Origin of the sequence: Mycobacterium persicum (assembly GCF_002086915.1) — a bacterium.
GTDB lineage: Bacteria > Actinomycetota > Actinomycetes > Mycobacteriales > Mycobacteriaceae > Mycobacterium > Mycobacterium persicum.
The window spans coordinates 2,111,733-2,129,455 of sequence record NZ_MWQA01000001.1 but is presented as its reverse complement, the minus strand read 5'-3'; the positions used below and the strand labels follow the sequence as shown (position 1 = coordinate 2,129,455).

Sequence of the window (17,723 nt, the reverse complement as noted above, 5' to 3'; positions counted from 1 at the left end):
CGGCGGGGCCCCGCCCCAGATAGGGCGATTTCTGTCTTCTCCGAGCAGGAGAGTTTTCTTCTCAATTGTGCAAGAGTAATAGCGTGCGCTTACTCGTGGCAGCGATTGCCGCGTTGCTCGGCATGACGGTATGGACGGCACCACCCGCCGACGCGGGTCCGACGGTTTGCGACTATCCGGCCTGCACCCCCGGAATCACCCCCAACGTCGTCCTCGGCGCACCCTGTGACAACACCACCTATTACGTCTTCGGAACCGCCGACTACTACGTCTCGTTCGCCACCGAGCCGGGACGGCTGATGTTCTGCGGTTCACCGCGGCGCTACGAACCCCGATGGTTCCGATCCCCACCGATGGCCGGGGTCAAGGACGAGAACTCCGACTGCACCAGATATCCGGAGTACTACGTCGCGCAGGCGCCCGACGGTCTGTTCCTGGTGTGCGTGGCGCAGAACGGTCACGCCAGATGGGTGCGGGGCGACACGTAGGAGGTGTCGGCCGCTGACCCGTGGTACCACTGTGCCGAGCGTGATCGGTTGCGGTGCAACATGATTCCTTCGGAAGAACAGGCGTACACCGCCACCGGCGAGGTGCCCAATCCCAACCAACACCCATGCGTTGAGGCTTAACCTGCGGCCACCGACATCCATGGTTTACCGGCCGCGTCCAAAACCCAATTCCTGCCGGTAACCCACCGTCGTGTCCTGCTTGTTGGGGCGCTGGCGGGTGACTGATCGACATGGAAGCGGCTGTGTCGGGAGCACATGTGCCGTTTTGCTGAGATGGCCAGGTCTAGGTCAGCGGCAAAGCTATTTGGCTATCTCGGTCGAGCGTCGGGCGATCAGTCTGGCGATTACTGTGATCCACCGCCTAAAGTGCAAAGCGAGGCACGGTCAAATCGATCGTCGAGGCATAGATCGGGATCAACGCTCTGAAAGGCGAACGCCTCTAACAGGGCAGATGCGCGGCAACGGACCCTCGTGAACTTCGGTTGCGGCACTGGTTTATTGTGTGCAAGCGAGTTTGAGCTGACGGTCCGCCTTACGATGTCATATTCTTGTCCTTGACATTTGTATTGGCACCGTGTATCCGACTGAATTTCTACCTGAGGGAAGAAAGGGCTCCCACCCATGTCTCGATTGCCTCAAGATTGCCTAGCAGCAGGTGAAGTCAGCGTGGCTGAACCTGACTCGACGCGTCCGTCGGCCCAGGCTGCTAAAACGCCACGTGGCAAACACGGCGCTGCGGTTGTGCTGGGCGCGTTGGCATTGGCCGGTGGCGTCACCGCCGCCATAGACACCGCTGGTAGCTCCACCGATGTCAGCGTCGGCAGGCTGGCTATCACCTTGACTGCTCATGACGGGTTCAAATTAGACACCTGCACCACCAATAATTCTGAGTTCACCGGTAGCGGCGGCACCGGTAGCAATTCCACCACCAGCAGCTATCAGACAGACTCGATTACGGACTCTGTTCCGTTCGATGAGCATCCGCTCTTTGAGATGGTTGGCGTGGACACCGTTCCTACTCTTGGGTTCGATGCCGGTTACGCCACCAGCTTCTTCGGCGATACGAACACGCTGGCCGGAAACAACCAAGAGATTTACATAAAGAACGACGGATTGGCGCAAGTTGAAATGAATGGCGAAATATTCACGGTAAAAGTGGAGTCAAATGGTGCGGTAACTCTTATCGACGAAGAACCCGTCATCAACGATACGAACACGCAGCCCGAGAACAATCAAGTATATGTCGTAAAGAATGACGGATTCGCGCAAGTTGAAATGAATGGTGAGATTTATCGCGTAAAGGTAGAGCAAAATGGTGAAGTAACTCTCATTGAAGAGGACAATTAGCTAGGGGTCGCGCGTCGACGTTCGACTGACCACTACCACATCATCTTGTTATAGATCCCTCAAACACTCCGAATAGACCTGCGGCAGTGGCCCTTTCGCGTTCGTGACGCCCTCCTGCGCCGGCTTAGCTCGACGTGTCGAGGTACGTCAACCCGTCCGCTCCGGGGTCACCGAAGAACAGCCCGCCCATGCCGCCGACGCCGCCCGGCGCGCCACCGGTCCCACCCCCGCCGCCGCCGCCGTTACCGAACATCCCGCCGTTGCCGCCGTTGCCGCCGCTGTTGCCGGCCCCAGCGTTTCCGTAGGTCGGTCCCATGCCGCCAGCCCCGCCTTTCCCGGCATTGCCGCCTTCACCACCGTTCCCGATCAGTCCGCCATTGCCTCCGTCACCCCCGGCTCCGCTGTTACCACCATTCCCGCCAGGCGGGCCGCCCCCGGAGTCTCCGCCTGCGCCGCCGTTACCGCCGGCGCCACCGGACCCACCGGACCCTATCCACGCGCCGCCGGCCCCGCCGGCCCCGCCCGTACCGCCGGCTCCGCCATTACCGCCAGTTGCGCTGTAATCGCCCTGCTGGGCAGACCCTGCGATGCCGCCTGAGCCCCCGCTACCACCGGCGCCACCATCGCCGAACCATCCCGCGGCTCCACCAGCGCCACCGGCCCCGCCGCCCCCGCCATTCCCGCCAGCGTGACCGTAGTCCAGGCCCCCTGAGCTCCCGTTGCCGCCGGCCCCGCCGGCCCCACCTGAGCCACCATTGCCGATCAGCCCGCCCCTCCCTCCGTAGGAACCCGCCCCACCGTTTCCACCGCTGCCGCCATTGCTACCGCTAGTCGCACCAGAGCTACCAGCTCCACCAGACCCACCAGACCCACCAGACCCACCGTTGCCGTACCAGAGTCCGGAGTTTCCGCCGTGCGCGCCGTTTCCGGCGGCACCACCGCTGCCTCCGTCTCCGGTCCAACCCGTGCCGCCGTTGCCGCCGGCGCCGCCCGAGCCGCCGGAGCCGCCGTTGCCGATCAGCCCGCCGGATCCACCGATCCCGCCGGCCCCGCCGACCCCACCGTTCCCGCCGGCCCAGTTTGAATGGCCACCGCTGCCGCCAGCTCCGCCAACCCCACCATCGCCCCCGTCACCAATTAGCCCGCCATTTCCGCCGGCCCCACCGGCCCCGCCGGCCCCGCCGGCCCCGGCGTTACCGGAGTTGTGTCCGGGGTCTGCGCCGTGCCCGCCGGCCCCGCCAGCACCACCAGCTCCGCCGTTGCCGTACAGCAGGCCGCCCGCGCCACCGGAGCCACCGGCACCACCGGAGCCACCGGCACCACCGGAGCCACCTCCGCCGTGGCTACCCGCTCCGCCGGCTCCGCCGTTGCCGCCGTTGCCAATGAGGCCGGCTGCTCCGCCGTTGCCGCCGTTGCCGCCCGCACCGCCAGCGATGGTCGCGGTGCCGCCGGTGCCGCCGCTGCCGATAAGGAGTCCGCCGTGGCCGCCGTGGCCGCCGTTGGCGCCGGCGCCGCCGGCTCCGCCGGCTCCGCCGTTGCCGAATAGGCCGGCTGCGCCGCCGTTACCGCCGTTGTGGCCGGCGGCGCCGGATCCGCCGTTGCCGCCGTTGCCCCACAGCCATCCGCCGTTGCCGCCGTTTTGGCCGGTCCCATTGAGGCCGTTGACGCCGTTGCCGATGATCGGGCGCCCCACCAGCCATTGGCTGTCGGCATTGGCGCCCTTGAGGGCACTCTGGGCGGCGTTGTCGACCTCGGTGGTCCAATACTTGAGGGTGCTGCCGTTGAGCAGGTCGACAAATTGCTGATGCAGCCATTCGTAGTCGCGGCTGAGCGCCTGCCAGGTCTGGCCTTGGTGAGCCAGCAGGGCTGTCATTGTCGCCGATACCTCATCGGCGCCGGCCGGCGCCAACCCGGTGGTCGGGATCGCCGCAGCAGCGGTGACCTGGCTAAACGCCGTACCGATGGCGGCCAAATCCGTTGCGGCGCATTCCAATGCCTGCGGCACAATGGTTACGAATGGCACAGCTGACTCTCCTGGGGTCTACCAGTGTCGTTGGGGGGCAACGTGTATGCGCCGCAGTCGGATGCTTATCCGATGCCGGCGTGCGGGATCACGCTGTGGGCGATGGCCAGCGTCGGCGCGCCGGCGCCGACACCGCCGCGGCTGCTTACCTCGCCGGGTGGCGGCGCAGTCGAGCCCGCACCCCGGGGGGGAATGGGCATCATCGGCATAGCATCGGCGGATCCGGTTGCCGGGGCCAAGGAGGCCGGGGTTGATCCAAGTCCTTGCACGGCCGCACTGGACAGCCCGCTGGGCACCGATCCTGGCCAGGTTGCCGGCACCGATACCGCGCTCATGGTGTGGGCCTGACCCAACGCCGCCGACATCGGCGCCCCCGACACCGCCGTAGCGCCCAGTCCGCTCAGACCCATCGACGACGCAGGGCCACCAACAAGAGGCGACGCCGCGCCAGTAGCACCGAACCCGGCAGCACCCAACCCGGCGGTGGCCCCGCGAGCACTGGACATCGCCATCATCAACGGCGACATCATCATGCTGGCCGGATACATCCCCATCTCGGCCACCGACAACACCGATGACACCGGTATGTCGGACATCACACCCGTGATCGCGTCAAACAGCCAAGCCAGCGGAGGCACATGCACCGGCGTGACCGGCATCAGTGGCGGGGTGACCGGCATGATTGGCGGCGTGACCGGCAGGAAGGGTTGAACCGCTGTACCGCCTACTAGTTGGGCCGGCGGCGCATTCAACGGTGTCAACGTCGAGGCCACCGCCACCGCCTTGGTGTGGTAGCCGATCATCGCGCTGACATCCTGCGCCCACATCTCGGCGTAAGCACTTTCCGTCGTCGCGATCGCCGTAGCGTTTTGGCCCAAGAAATTCGTGGCAATCAGCGTCGCCACCAACGTCCGATTCGCGGCCACCGCCCCGGGATGCACCGTCGCCGAAAACGCCGACTCATAAGCAGCAGCCGCCGCCGCGCTCGAAGCCGCCGACGACTGCGCGTGCTCCGCCGCTGCGCTCAACCACTCCATCAACGGCGCCGCTGCGGCCGCCATCGACAACGACGCCGGCCCAGCCCACTGCCCGTGAACCAACCCAGCGATCACCGACTCAAACGACGACGCCGTCGCCGTCAGATCCTGGGCCAACCCCTGCCAGGCAATCGCCGCCCCATGCCACGAGCTCGACCCCGCACCCGAATACATCCGAGCCGAATTAACCTCCGGCGGCAGCCACGAAAACTCAAAGACCATTTCCACTTCCCTCATAGCGTCATATATTTCGGTCAGAAGGTTCAACCGCTGGTACACGAGCGACCAAGAATTTAACTGGGCCGAAGCCAACTCTTAGAACATGAAGTAATGCCCACTTCAAGAACAAGATAATCAAACGCCAAACCTTGACGTGTTGTCACTAATTCAAATAGGGAATTCTCCGTTTCGGACTGAAGCGGATGGCGCGCACGATGTTGTCAACAGCCGGCCCGACCGCCTCAAACTTTCACGAGACCGCTGTTCCGATCAGTCTCTCAATGCCAATCGGAAGCAACTATCTCGCCGGCTGTGATAGATATCAAATAGTTAATGATGATCGCACGATAAGCACCCGTTATCAACATCCAGCCTCGGGCGCAAAGTGCCGGCTGCGGTCGCTCGCACAGGTCCGCCTGTCGTACGGGTTGATACGCGAAAGTACATGTGCCACGGTGTAAATCGGCCTATTCAAAGTCTGGACACGGGTAGCGGTACTTTGGCGGTCAACAGTGTCGCGGCTGTGCCGCGGTTAAGGCATCGCCCGACTGTTTACCTCTACCGGCGATCGGTACGGTCAAACGCGGGTGCGCCCGAACAGCCGCTGAACGCCCGCCGTCCGGGGGCAGCCCGCCGCCGTATCAAGCCGGCACGAAGAACGAGGCTTGGGCAAGGCAGCGGGGCGCAGTAAGAAAGGGCGTCCAGGAAACTTGTTGGCGTGGGTTTCGATATTAACCGGGAAAATGTCTAGCCGTCGAACATCGCACCCGACGGATCACGTAATCGAAGGAGTCCTCAGCCTATTTCTGCGGGGTTAGCCCGGTCACTCCGCGCCGATGAGCCGACGGGTGATGCGACGCAATTGCGAACGCAGTGACTCGTCGTCGATATCAGCGACCAAGGGGTGCATCACGCCGACGGCAATCGCGCCCGACAACATCGCCGCCGAAACCCGGGCGTCCTCGGCGGCATCGTCGACCAGCACGCCGTAGAGCCGCGCGATGAATTGCTGGAACGGCCGGTGGTCGGCCAGCAGCCGGACGATGACCGGATCGAACTGCAACGTGCTGGCCGCGCCCCGGCGCTCGACCGCCACGTCGATCACCCGCTCCAGCAGCAGCTCACGCGCTCGCGGCTGGTGAACCTGGGTTTCGGCGGCCTCCAGCGCCTCCTCCAGGCCACCGAGCTCACGTTCGGTGAGGGCGATGACGATCTGCTCTTTGGTCTTGAACTGGTGGTACACCGCGGCTTTGGTCACGCCGATGGCGTCGGCGATCATCTGTAGCGAGGTGCCGCCGACGCCGTGTTCGGCGATCAGTTGCAGCGCCGCATCCAGAATGCGGGTCTGCGCGGGGCTGCGCGCGATGAAGCGGAACTGGCCGGGCGGCGGCGTTTTCACCATATCGAGAGCCTAGCCGATCGGCTATTGACCGTAGCTAGCCGATCGGCTAGCTTCGCTGAGAAGCCGCACCCCGCGATCGCCCAACGACCCGCGGACCGGAAGGAGTCCCCGATGTCCGCCATCGGCGAGCACCGAAGCGCTCCGCCATCGGCGCCACGGCGCATCGATGGTGAGCTGATCCTGTTGTGGACGTTGCCTTTCGTGGCGATCATCTGGGTTTCGGCGTTTGTGCTGTTTCCCGGTTTCACGCCTCCGATGTCGCCCAGAATGCCGGCGGAGCAGGTGGCCGCCTTCTATCGGGAAAACCAATCCGGGGTCCGCTACAGCATGATCCTGTTCAACTGGTTCTGCGTGGGCCTGATCCCGGTCCTGACCCTGCTGGTGATGCAGATTCGCCGGATGGCACACCGCACACCGATCTTTTCCTACTGCATGCTCGGATGCGTGGCCGGCGGACCCACTCTGTTTCTCATCGCCAACGTCTGCTGGTTGCTCGCCGCGTTCCGCCCGGAACGCAATCCGGAGCTGACTCAGATGTTCAACGATCTGGCCTGGCTTACCTTCACCACTCAGGTGCCCTTCCTCATCGGGCAGAGCGTGATACTTGCCCTGGCAATCTACTTCGACGATGCGTCACATCCGGTATTCAGCCGGTGGGTGGCCCATTTCAATCTGCTCATCGCCGCGGCGCTGGTGCCGGCGGCGTTCGCCGGCCTGACCCTGTCCGGCCCTTTGGCGTGGGACGGAGCGTTGTCGTTCTGGCTCAAGAACATCGCCATCGCGGTGTGGATCGTCGTGGCCGCCGTCATCCTCGGCCGGGCTGTTTCCCGGCAGCGCGCCGACGAATCGGCCGGCGCATGAGCGCAATGCCGGCAAACCCCAAGCGCGAGTTGCGGCTGGCCTGGTGGACGCTCGTGGTCTTCTACAACTTGTTCGTCCTGGTATTCTTCGTGCTGACCCGCACCCAGCCCCCGCCAGACCCCTCATGGGACACACCGATAATCGTTCGGTGGTTCCAGGACAACCACTTTGGGTTAGTCATCGGCTTTGCCATCATGTTCGTCATCACCGGTATGACGACGATGAGCAACGCGCTCATCGCTTATTCCATGCGCCGCATGTCGGTCAGCCCCGCATTCGCATACTCGTACCTGGTGTTGTACTCGCTCAGCGCGATTCCCGGAATGATGCTGATGTGCATCGTGCTCACGGCGGGGGCGATGCGCCCCGAGCGTGATCCAGAACTGATCGGTTGGCTCTACGACTTCGGTTTCCTGTCGTTCATCGGGACCATGGGGGTGTTCCTGATCGGCTCGCTGGTGTGGATGCTCGCCATCCTGATCGACAAGAACCAGGTTTTCCCTATGTGGTTCGGCTACCTCAACCTCTGCAACGCGCTCACCGAGATCGTGGTCTCTCCGGCCTGGATTTTCCGTCGCGGCGTCTTGGCGTGGAACGGACAGATCGCCTGGTGGCTCAACATGGTCGTATTCGGTATCTATACAGGCGTTTTCATCGTCCTGCTGCGGCGGATGATCCAGCGTGAGGACTTCGGTACCGGGGCGCTGCCCGCGCTTGCGGCCGGGAAGGTGGCCGAGCCATGACCGCCGATGCGAACAAGCCGCCCAGGTTTGTCCCCGGCCAACCGGACATGTGGGCCTTCGTACTGTTCGAAACACTGGTATTCACCGCCTATTTCAGCTTCTACCTGTTCTACCGCACCCAGAGCCCCGAGCTCTTCCTGCGCTCCCAGGCGCAGCTGGACCTTCGTATCGGAGTCTTCAACACACTTATTCTGCTGCTGAGTTCCTGGTCGGTGGCACGATGTGTCCAGTCGGCCCGCGCCCACGCATACCGAGCGGCGCGCACCGACGCCTTTCTCACCGCGTTCCTCGGCCTGGCGTTCCTATGCGCCAAGGTGTTGGAGTGGACAAAGCAGATCCGGATGGGCAATTCCTTGACCGCTAACGACTTCTTCACGTATTACTTCCTTCTCACCGGTATCCACTTCGTGCACCTGCTGATCGGATTCGTCGTCATCGGAGTTGTGGTGTATCAGCTGTGCGGCCCGACACGAACAGGTCGGGGATCTCGGGGATCGCAGCGGTTGGTCGAGACCTGCGCCACCTACTGGCACACCGTCGACTTGCTCTGGGTGCTGATTTTCGCCCTGCTGTACGTGGTGAGGTGATCCGACATCAGATTCAACAAGCGGCTGTTGGTCGTCTGGGTGGTGCTGGCGTCATTGACGCTGTCGTACCTGTGGCTTGATTACGCTGTCGACGGATCTCCGAAGGCCAGTGGGGTGGTCACGTCGAGCGTGATAGTGATCGCACTCGCCAAGGTACGCATCATCTTTCGCGAGTTCATGGAAGTCAGGCAGTCTCCCGCCGTGCTGCGGCGCCTGACGGACGCATGCGTGCTGGTTGTCGGCGCTGCGTTGCTGGGCAGCTATCTGGTGGGGATGACGGTCCATCAGGACAGTTGCGGACCTAGTCAAGGGTCCGGCGATCACATCATTCACATTGGTTTCTGTTCCAGCGGTGCGTAGTTCGTCCGCCCGCGCCCGGAAATTCCTGGCGTTCCACGGATGTGGCTGGTCAAGGATGTCCTGGTGCGCAGCCTTGGCTGCCCAGGCAGGTCGATATTGGATCTTCGCTCACCGAGTCGACTGTGATGCCGCCCTATCGAGTGTGTGGTGACGCCTTTGACTGTGTATGTAGGGCGCGAACCGCCGCAATCGGCCGCCCTGACGGCACGCTCGGCGCCGCCGGCGCGCACTCGACGCCGTCAGCGCACAGTCGGTGCCCTGGGAGCTGTCGCGGGACACCACAGGCACATTGGGCGCAGTAGACGCCGTCGACGGCAGCGGAGTGGCGCAAATCCCGTTCGACTTCTCCAAGTCTTCGAGCAGATCGAGACCGGTTCCACACTGTGACGCTGGTCTGAGCGGGCGGCCTCGAAGACGCCTCACACTCCGTAAGCCGCTGTGCCGCGCGCTCTTCGGGAGTCACTTGAGAGGCGCGTCAGCGTCGGTTCGTACCCGTCGGGGTGAAGGTGAGATGTAGTTCGGTGAGCCCGCGCAGGATGTACGTCGGTTCGTATCGGTAGCGGCGATCGTCCGCCGGCCCGTGTTTGGTCTCGTCGGCGGCAATGTCGGCCATCCGGTCCAGGATGCGCTCGATCGAGACCCGGCCCTCTACGCGGGAAAGGGGTGCGCCGGGGCAGGAGTGCACTCCGCGGGCAAAAGCCATGTGTTCGCGAACATTCCTTCGGTCGAGGCGAAACTCGTGCGGATTGTCGAATCTTCGCGGGTCGCGGTTGACGGCACCGGGCAATACCATCACCACGGTGCCGGCCGGGATATCGACCCCGGCGACGGTGGTGGCCCGGCGGGCGAGCCGCGAGTCGCTCTTGACCGGGCTCTCCAGCCGCAGTGATTCCTCGATGAATGCCGGAATCAAGCTGCGGTCCTCGCGCAGCCGCTGCTGTATGACCGGCCGGTCAACGAGCACCTGCAGCGCGGCGCTGAGTAGTTTGGCCGTCGTTTCCTGTCCTGCGGCGAAAAGGAATGTGGCCGAACGGACTACGTCAAGGATCTCGGGTGTGGATCCGTCCGGATACTTCGCCGTCGCAAGCGCGGTCAGCACATCTTCACGCGGTTGGCGGCGGCGGTCTGCGATGTAGCTGCTGAACTTCTCGTCGAGCCACTGCAGCGGGTTGATGCCGACCGACTCGTGGTCCAGTCCACCCACCCGTCCGCCGGGACGCTCGGCGCCCAACATGACGCGAAACTCCTTGTGGTCGTCTTCCGGAACCCCGAGCAGATCGGCAATCACCAGGGTGGCAAAGGGTTTGGAGTATTCGGAGATGAACTCGCACCGACCGTTGCCGAGGAACTCGTCGAGCTGGCGGTCGGCCAGGCGCCACATGAACTCCTCGTTCTGCTTGAGGCGGCTCGGCGTCAGCAGCCGGCTCAGCAGTGACCGGGCACGGGTGTGATCCGGCGGGTCCATGGTGACCATGTGCTCGTACATCGGGAACTTCTGGCGGTTCTGGTCTATCTGGGCGTTGATGTCGTCGCCCTCGGGTACGAACGGCAGCGGCGGGAACGGTCCGCCCAGTGCGACGCAATTGGAGAAGGAGTCGGTGTCCTTGTAGACCGCGGTGGCCTCGTCATACCCGGTGACGGCGACGACGCCGTAGTGCGGCAGCCGCAGCACCGGATTTTTGCCGCGCAAGTAATCGAAATACGGGTAAGGGTCGGGGACCAGCGACGGGTCGGTGAAAAAGTCGATCGAATGGTAGTCGCTCATGTCGCGCGTGCCTCCCGCAGCTGGCGTTTGCCGAATGGGCCCTCGGCGGCGATAGCTTCCGCCGCCCGAATCCGACGATGTGCTGAGCACCTGCTTAGCATGGCGGTAATGTCATGGTCAAGGCGGACTACCCGGCCACCACGGCGACATCGCTACGATCGGCGTGGTCGACGTCGAGGCATCGAAAATACGGAGTGAGGGCATGACATCGGCTCGCCGGATCGGGGCGCCGGACGCGAAGAATCGCGGCCTGCTGCTCGACGCCGCCGAGCAACTGATGCTCGAAGAGGGCTATGCGGCAGTGACTTCGCGCCGCCTGGCGGGTAAGGCCGGGTTGAAGCCGCAATTGGTGCACTACTACTTCCGCACCATGGATGAGTTGTTCCTGGAGGTGTTTCGCCGTCGCGCCGAAGCCGGTCTGCGGGTGCAGGACCGAGCGCTCGAGTCGCCGCAACCGCTGTGGGCGCTGTGGCGGTTCGGCACCGAGCCCGGGTTCGCAAAGATGACAATGGAATTCATGGCGCTGGCGAACCATCGTAAGGCGATGCGGTCCGAAATCGCTTACTACGCTGAACGTTTCCGCGAACGGCAGCGGGTGGCGTTGACGGCCGCGCTGCAGCACTACCACGTAGACACCCAGGACGTGCCGCCAGTGGTGTGGACGGTGCTGATGACCAGTATTTCGCGATTTCTGGTGATCGAGCAGGGGCTAGGCATGTCGGGCGGACATGCCGAAACAGTGGAAGTGGTCGAGCGCTACCTGCGCCGTCTGGAGGGTGAGCCGCAGCCGGTCGAGGGATAACACAGCCGCGCCGAGTCACCAGTTGCGCAGCGAACAGAGCACGCCGCGGGGACCGTCCTTGGCGACGACGACGACCCCGTCAACGGCCAGATCGCAATGAAACATCGGTGTGCCCGGTTCCGGGCCGGTGCTGGCGGTGACCATTGCCCACTGGTCGGGATTGGCCAGCATGACCTGCATGGTCCACGGCCTGCCCGGAGCGATGTCGGCCTGGATGTTCGGTGTGAACTGATAGGGGTTGTGGCTGTAGTCGGAAAAGACGGCGGGATCCTGGTCCTGGTAATAGATGTCAGCGTAGATCGGGAGCTTCGCCGAGATGGTGTACCGGACCTGATGCATGGGTGTGTCGTCGGCGTGTGACCGGCCGGTGCTTGCCATCAGACCCGCGCCCGCCAGCAAAACCGCCAAGCCGAAACCCAGTTGCCTCCTGGTCGTGATCATGTCGCGCCTCCAGCCGGCCGGCGGGGACCGGACGTGCGGTTGCGCACTCGCGCCGCGGCCTGCCAATGAGCCTCCGCCACCCACAGTCGTGCAAAGGATGCTATCGCTTCATCAGCCGAAACACCGCTGATCACCCGCTTGATCTCGGTCGCCGGGTGGCGCGCCAGGGCTGCGGCAACCGATCGCCAGCCACGATCCGGCGAGTCGAACGAGGCGCGGGGCAGCACAAGATCCACCAGGCCGATCCGTTCGGCCTCGATGGCGTCGAGCGTCGTTCCCGTGCCCGCCAGCAGCAGCGCCTTGCTCTTCCCGACCAGCGCGGCCAGTCGCTCGGCGCCGCCCCAGGCCGGCATGATCTCCAGCTCCACCTGATTGAACGCGATCTTGATGTCGTCGGCGGCAATCCGGATGTCTGCGGCGACAGCCACTTCGGCGCCACCGCCGAAGGCGTGGCCGTTCAGCACGGCGATCACCGGAGCCGGAAAAGCCGCGAGCTGGTCGCAGATGGAGCGCATCCGCTTCGCCATCGCCGAGGCGTCCTCCTCGGTTCGCAGCGAGCTCAGCTCCTTGAGGTCACCGCCGGACACGAAGGCCCGGTCCCCGGCGCCCCTGATCACCAGCGCACTCGCGCCCGCCGCCGCCTCGAGTGCCGTCTGCAGCTGGTCCATGGTGTCCGGCGCGATGGCGTTGCGCGCGTGCGGGCGGTCGATGGTGAGCACCGCCAACCCGTTACCCGACTTGTCGAACTCGAGGTCCACCATGCGTCAGTGCTTCCGGGCGAGCGGCGATATTGGCATTCTCTTGCTTGGAGAATAGCATCGCCGTTAAGGCTCGGGATTTCCCTCGCACAGGACGATCGAGGTCGGCGATGGCGACTCCGGGGCGACGCTGGTCATCGATCAATGGGCCCAACCGATTGCCGCCAAGTCGGTCCGCATCCGCGATCTCGCCGGTTTCACCGGCAGGTTCTCCGATGGCGACGGTGGCGACGCCCACACCAGTTTCGCCGACAATACGTTCACCGTCAGCGGCACCGCCAACGGCTTCGACACCGCCACCAGCCAGCCGGCCACCGCCGAGTTCCGGATCGCCGCCCGCTGCTAAGCCCGCTGCTGACGCACGCTGCTGACGCACGCCACCGGAGCCCGTTGCGGCGAACCCGGTGAAGAGAATACTATTCTCGTAAATCGCGAAGGAGGATTCCATGTCGTCGGGCGCGCTGTCGTATCCGTTGTTCGATGCGGATAATCATCTCTACGAGACCGAGGAATCGCTCACCAAATACCTGCCCAAGCAGTACCAAAACGTGATCCAGTACGTCCAGGTGAAGGGGCGGACCAAGATCGCGATACGCGGCCAGATCAGCGACTACATCCCCAATCCCACGTTCGAGGTGGTCGCCCGTCCGGGGGCGATGGAGGAGTACTTCAGGGTGGGAAACCCGGAAGGCAAGAGCCGCCGGGAGATCTTCGGCGAGCCGATGCGGTCGATTCCGGCCTTTCGCGAACCCGGTCCGCGGCTGGAGCTGATGAATGAGTTGGGCGTCGACCGCAGTTTGATGTTCCCGACATTGGCCAGCCTGGTCGAAGAACGCATGCGCGACGACCCGCTGCTCATCCATGTGGTCGTGCACGCGCTGAACCAGTGGCTGGACGAGGTGTGGGGCTTCAACTATCAGAACCGCATCTTCACCGTGCCGGTGATCAGCCTGCCGATCGTGGAGAAGGCGATCGACGAGCTGGACTGGGTGGTGCGACGCGGCGCCCGGGCGGTGTTGGTGCGGCCGGCGCCGGTTCCTGGGTACCGCGGCCCGAGGTCGTTCGCGCTGCCGGAGTTCGACCCGTTCTGGCGGCGCTGCGTCGAGCATGACGTGCTGGTGGCCATGCACTCGTCGGACAGCGGCTATGCCCGCTATACCGCGGAATGGGACGGCGGCGACAAAGAGATGCTGCCCTTCCAGACCAACGCATTCGCGATGCTCAACGAGTGGCGCCCGGTGCAGGATGCGGCGGCGTCCTGGGTGATTCACGGCGCGTTGTACCGCTTCCCGCAACTCAAGGTCGCGGTCATCGAAGCAGGGTCGAAGTGGTTGTTCCCGCTGCTGGAACAGTTGGCCGACGTCTACAAGAAGACACCGGAAAGCTTCCCCGGCGGCGACCCGGTCGAAGAGATCAAGAACCGCATCCACATCAGTCCGTTCTACGAGGACGGGATCCGGGACCTCGTCGACCTGATCGGGGTGGACCACGTGCTGTACGGCTCGGACTACCCGCATCCGGAAGGGCTCGCGGCACCGCGACATTACGCCGATGCGCTGCAGTACCTCAGTGTCGACGATCAGGCAAAGATCATGGGCGGCAACCTGTCTCGGCTCGTTTCGGTATGACGCAGTCGGCGCCGCGGCGCCGGGACGAACCACCATGGGAAACCATCCCCGAGATGGTCGGCAGCGCGGCGGACCGGTTCGGCGACGCCGAAGCCGTCGTCGACGGACCGCTGCGGCTCACGTTCACCGAGCTGACCGACCGGGTGCGCCGGGCCGCGGGTGCGTTCGCCGCGACCGGAATCGACAAAGGTGACCGGGTTGCGATCTGGGCGCCCAACTCGGCGCAATGGATCATCGCCGCGTTCGGGCTGCTGACGGCCGGCGGCGTGCTGGTTCCGGTCAACACCCGCTTCAAGGCGGCCGAGGCGGCCGACATCATCGAACGCAGCGGCGCCAAGGCCGTGCTCGTCGAGAAGGGCTTTCTGGGACTGGATTTCGTTATCCCCGGCGCCATCCCGGTGATCGACGTCAAATCGGGGTTCCTCGACAGCGGCAAGCCCTTCGAGCGTGCGGTCAGCGGCTCAGATGTCGCCGACATCATCTACACCTCGGGAACCACCGGGCGGCCCAAGGGCGTGCTGATGGACCATGCGCAGACGTTGCGGCACTACGCGGAGTGGTGCGACCGCGCCGACCTGCGCCAGGGTGACCGCTATCTGATCGTCAACCCGTTTTTTCACATCTTCGGGTACAAGGCCGGTTGCATCGCGTCGCTGATCCGGGGCGCCACGATCGTTCCGGTGCCCGTATTCGACCTCGGTTGGGTGTTGGAATTGATTGAGCGGGAACGGATTACGATGCTGCCGGGACCGCCGACACTGTATCATTCGCTACTCGGGGCCCAGGGTGAGCGGGATTTGTCGTCGCTGCGCGCGGGGGTGACGGGCGCCGCCGACATTCCGGTGGAGCTGATCCGGCGGGTGCGCACCGAGCTGCCCTTCCAGACCCTCATGACCGGTTACGGCCTGACCGAGGCGGGCACCGTGACGCTGTCGCGGCCCGAGGATTCGTTCGAGGACATCGCGACCACCGCCGGCGTGCCCTGCGATGGCATCGAGGTCGGCATCGCCGACGACGGCGAGATCCTGGTGCGCGGGTACAACGTGATGAAGGGCTATCTCGACGACCCGGTCGCCACCGCTGAGGCCATCGACGACCAGGGCTGGCTGCACACCGGGGATCTGGGCAGCCTGGACCAAGCGGGTCGGCTGCGCGTCGTCGGCCGCAAGAAGGACATGTTCATCGTGGGCGGATTCAACGCCTATCCCGCTGAGATCGAAGGCTTCCTGCTCGAGCATGAGGCGGTCGCGCAGGCCGCCGTGATCGGTGTTTGCGACGACCGGCTCGGGCAGGTGGGCAAAGCGTTCGTCGTTCGCAAAGGTGTTGTCAGTGCCGACGAATTGATCAGCTGGTGCCGGGAGCGCATGGCGGGGTTCAAGGTGCCGCGCTCGGTGCAGTTTGTCGACGCGCTTCCGCTCAATGCCACCGGCAAGGTGGTCAAAGACCGGTTGCGTTAAACCGGCGATGTGCTGGCTATGAGAATGCTATTTCCGCTGGATGTAGGATTATTTGGCGTGGCTGCGGCGTGACCTCGGGGTGGAAGGTGATGACTTGGCTCTCCAAGGACCGGCGATGCCGTGCGGCGGGCGCCAGCACCTGGCCGGCGGCCGCGACGTCGGCCCGGGTGCTCGCGTGATGTCGGCCTTGCCTAGTAGGGTTGCGCAACAGCGACGTCTGGCCACTGGCGGACCAGGGGTAGAGGAGATCCGCGTTGAGTTACCCGAGCAGTCGCCCCGTCGGGCCGGTGAATCATGAGCGCCGGCAGCAACCAAAACGCCGCTGACCCGAGATCGATTCTAGTGAGCGACGACGAAACCGCAAGCACCGCAGCTGAATTGCGGGCATTGGCCGAACAGGCCGAAGCCGAGGCCGCCGAAGCCGAAGCCCTGGCCGCCGCCGCCCGCGCCCGCGCCCGCGCAATTCAGTTGCGCCGCCAGGCCGAAGTGGCCGACGGCCCGGCCAAAGGCCCGGCCACCGAAGAAGTCGGCGCGGAGGTATCCAAGGGTGAGCCGGACGATTCCGAGCCCCCGGTGGAAGCTGAAACCGTCAACGCCGAGCGTGGTTTGGACGTAGGGGGCGACGACAGCGACGTCGCGGTGGTCGATGTGTACGTCGATGCCGACGAGGCGCCGGCGCGGCGCCGGCGCAGGCTGCGGCTCACCCGGTCCGCGGTTGCCGCTGCGCTGGCCGTCATCGTCATTCTGGCCGCGCTGTCGGGCAGCCTGTACATGGTGGTGAAGCATCGCGACGCCACCCGCCACCGTGAGCGAATGGCTGAGTTCGCCGCAGCGGCGCGACAGGGCGTGGTGACGTTGACATCGCTGGACTTCACCAACGCCAAGCAGGGTGTGCAGCGCATCCTGGACAACTCCACCGGGACGTTTCGTGATGATATGGCAAAGGTGGCAGACGATTTCATCAAGGTGGTCGAACAGTCGAAGGTGGTCGAGCAGGGCACCGTCCAGGCGGTCGCCGTCGACGTGGACACCATGACCGACGACTCGGCGGTGGTGCTGGTCGCCTCGACGTCCGAAGTCACCAATGCCGCCGGAGCCAAGCAGGATCCCCGCAAGTTCCGGTTGATCGTGACCATCACCCGCGACGGTGACCAGCTCAAGATGTCGAAAGTCGAGTTCGTGCCATGACCGCAGAGAAAACGTCGGTCGAGGAGACTGTGGAGGCCGACCCGGCCTCGCCGAGCGATGGCGTCCGGCGCGCACGGCCGAAGCGCCGCAAGGTGATCGCTGCCCTGATGGCGTTGCTAGTGGCGGCCTCGCTGGCGCTGCTGGCAGGACTGTATTTCTCCTCCTACCGACCGGACCGCGAAGTCGATGACCAGGCCGCCAAGTCGGCGGTCGCGGCGGCTACCGATGGCACCATCGCCATCCTGTCGTACTCTCCAGATACTCTGGAGCGCGATTTCTCTTCCGCGAGATCACATTTGACCGGCGACTTCTTGTCGTATTACGACCAGTTCACCCAACAGATCGTCGCACCGGCCGCCAAGCAGAAGTCGGTCAAGACGAGCGCGGTGGTGCTTCGCGCCGCCGTATCCGAATTGCATCCGGACTCGGCCGTCGTGCTGGTGTTCGTCAACCAAAGCACCCAGAGCGCCGACCGGCCGGAGCCGACGTTGACGTCCAGCAGCGTCATGGTCAAGCTGACCAAAGCCGACGGGAAGTGGCTCATCTCATCGTTCGATCCGGTGTAGGTCGGTGTAGATCGGGGGTCTGCGGGTGAC

At 64.4% G+C, this 17,723-nt stretch carries 16 protein-coding genes and 2 pseudogenes; 11 read left to right on the top strand and 7 right to left on the bottom strand.

What is annotated here, in order from left to right:
* The first annotated feature begins 83 nt into the window (after window positions 1–83).
* Window positions 84–488, top strand: coding sequence for a hypothetical protein (locus B4U45_RS09490; RefSeq protein WP_371687261.1), 405 nt, complete (start codon window positions 84–86; stop codon window positions 486–488).
* Window positions 489–1,175: 687 nt separating this feature from the next.
* Window positions 1,176–1,856 carry a hypothetical protein gene (locus B4U45_RS09485; RefSeq protein WP_131808328.1) on the top strand — a complete coding sequence of 227 codons (681 nt, stop codon included), beginning with the start codon at window positions 1,176–1,178 and terminating at the stop codon, window positions 1,854–1,856.
* A 124-nt stretch (window positions 1,857–1,980) separates the two neighbouring features.
* Here B4U45_RS09485 and B4U45_RS29820 read toward each other — a convergent pair whose 3' ends face one another.
* From B4U45_RS29820 to B4U45_RS09470, 3 genes are all read right to left on the bottom strand, one after another.
* Window positions 1,981–3,879 (bottom strand): PE family protein, encoded by a 1,899-nt coding sequence (locus tag B4U45_RS29820; protein ID WP_219859383.1) that lies wholly within the window; start codon window positions 3,877–3,879, stop codon window positions 1,981–1,983.
* Window positions 3,880–3,944: 65 nt separating this feature from the next.
* Window positions 3,945–5,138: a PPE family protein gene (locus tag B4U45_RS09475; protein ID WP_075549038.1), complete on the bottom strand. Its 1,194-nt coding sequence runs from the start codon at window positions 5,136–5,138 to the stop codon at window positions 3,945–3,947.
* Window positions 5,139–5,958: 820 nt separating this feature from the next.
* Entirely contained in the window at window positions 5,959–6,537 is a 579-nt protein-coding gene (locus tag B4U45_RS09470; protein ID WP_122526510.1) for a TetR/AcrR family transcriptional regulator, read from the bottom strand.
* A 111-nt stretch (window positions 6,538–6,648) separates the two neighbouring features.
* On the opposite strand from B4U45_RS09470, the gene B4U45_RS09465 reads away from it, so the two are divergent.
* The 4 genes and pseudogenes from B4U45_RS09465 to B4U45_RS09450 form a co-directional block, all read left to right on the top strand.
* A complete protein-coding gene (locus B4U45_RS09465; RefSeq protein WP_075549033.1) occupies window positions 6,649–7,398 on the top strand; it encodes a hypothetical protein in 750 nt (249 codons plus the stop codon).
* A complete protein-coding gene (locus B4U45_RS09460; protein ID WP_075549032.1) occupies window positions 7,395–8,141 on the top strand; it encodes a hypothetical protein in 747 nt (248 codons plus the stop codon). The genes B4U45_RS09465 and B4U45_RS09460 overlap by 4 nt, the downstream gene beginning before the upstream one ends.
* The gene (locus B4U45_RS09455) at window positions 8,138–8,728 is read left to right on the top strand and encodes a cytochrome c oxidase subunit 3 (RefSeq protein ID WP_075549031.1); all 591 of its coding nucleotides are present in this window, start codon (window positions 8,138–8,140) and stop codon (window positions 8,726–8,728) included. The genes B4U45_RS09460 and B4U45_RS09455 overlap by 4 nt, the downstream gene beginning before the upstream one ends.
* Before the next feature lie 6 nt (window positions 8,729–8,734).
* Window positions 8,735–9,010: pseudogene (locus tag B4U45_RS09450) on the top strand (cytochrome C oxidase subunit IV family protein); the annotation flags it as partial.
* 553 nt (window positions 9,011–9,563) lie between these two features.
* On the opposite strand, the gene B4U45_RS09445 reads toward B4U45_RS09450, so the two are convergent.
* Window positions 9,564–10,853 (bottom strand): cytochrome P450, encoded by a 1,290-nt coding sequence (locus B4U45_RS09445; RefSeq protein WP_075549029.1) that lies wholly within the window; start codon window positions 10,851–10,853, stop codon window positions 9,564–9,566.
* Window positions 10,854–11,055: 202 nt separating this feature from the next.
* On the opposite strand from B4U45_RS09445, the pseudogene B4U45_RS09440 reads away from it, so the two are divergent.
* Window positions 11,056–11,755 (top strand): annotated as a pseudogene (locus B4U45_RS09440) (TetR/AcrR family transcriptional regulator).
* Here B4U45_RS09440 and B4U45_RS09435 read toward each other — a convergent pair.
* Genes B4U45_RS09435 through B4U45_RS29075 form a run of 3 tightly spaced genes read right to left on the bottom strand, consistent with a single transcriptional unit; the run spans window position 11,671 to window position 13,302 of the window.
* On the bottom strand, window positions 11,671–12,033 hold the full coding sequence (locus B4U45_RS09435; protein WP_240316692.1) for a hypothetical protein: 363 nt from the start codon (window positions 12,031–12,033) through the stop codon (window positions 11,671–11,673). The pseudogene B4U45_RS09440 and the gene B4U45_RS09435 sit on opposite strands and share 85 nt — an antisense overlap.
* Window positions 12,034–12,092: 59 nt before the next feature.
* Entirely contained in the window at window positions 12,093–12,857 is a 765-nt protein-coding gene (locus B4U45_RS09430; protein WP_075549026.1) for an enoyl-CoA hydratase/isomerase family protein, read from the bottom strand.
* Window positions 12,826–13,302: a hypothetical protein gene (locus B4U45_RS29075; protein ID WP_240316501.1), complete on the bottom strand. Its 477-nt coding sequence runs from the start codon at window positions 13,300–13,302 to the stop codon at window positions 12,826–12,828. Before B4U45_RS29075 ends, B4U45_RS09430 begins: the two co-directional genes overlap by 32 nt.
* Between B4U45_RS29075 and B4U45_RS09420 the strand changes: the two genes are divergently transcribed.
* The 4 genes from B4U45_RS09420 to B4U45_RS09405 all read left to right on the top strand — a co-directional run bounded on the left by B4U45_RS09420 (window position 13,301) and on the right by B4U45_RS09405 (window position 17,693).
* Window positions 13,301–14,482 carry an amidohydrolase family protein gene (locus B4U45_RS09420; RefSeq protein ID WP_075549025.1) on the top strand — a complete coding sequence of 394 codons (1,182 nt, stop codon included), beginning with the start codon at window positions 13,301–13,303 and terminating at the stop codon, window positions 14,480–14,482. The two genes, B4U45_RS29075 and B4U45_RS09420, sit on opposite strands and share 2 nt — an antisense overlap.
* Window positions 14,479–15,939: a FadD3 family acyl-CoA ligase gene (locus tag B4U45_RS09415; protein WP_075549024.1), complete on the top strand. Its 1,461-nt coding sequence runs from the start codon at window positions 14,479–14,481 to the stop codon at window positions 15,937–15,939. Before B4U45_RS09420 ends, B4U45_RS09415 begins: the two co-directional genes overlap by 4 nt.
* A gap of 294 nt (window positions 15,940–16,233) precedes the next feature.
* On the top strand, window positions 16,234–17,127 hold the full coding sequence (locus tag B4U45_RS09410) for a hypothetical protein (RefSeq protein ID WP_083155090.1): 894 nt from the start codon (window positions 16,234–16,236) through the stop codon (window positions 17,125–17,127).
* Window positions 17,124–17,693, top strand: a complete 570-nt coding sequence (locus B4U45_RS09405) for a twin-arginine translocation pathway signal (RefSeq protein WP_075549022.1) — start codon at window positions 17,124–17,126, stop codon at window positions 17,691–17,693. Before B4U45_RS09410 ends, B4U45_RS09405 begins: the two co-directional genes overlap by 4 nt.
* Window positions 17,694–17,723 lie beyond the last annotated feature (30 nt).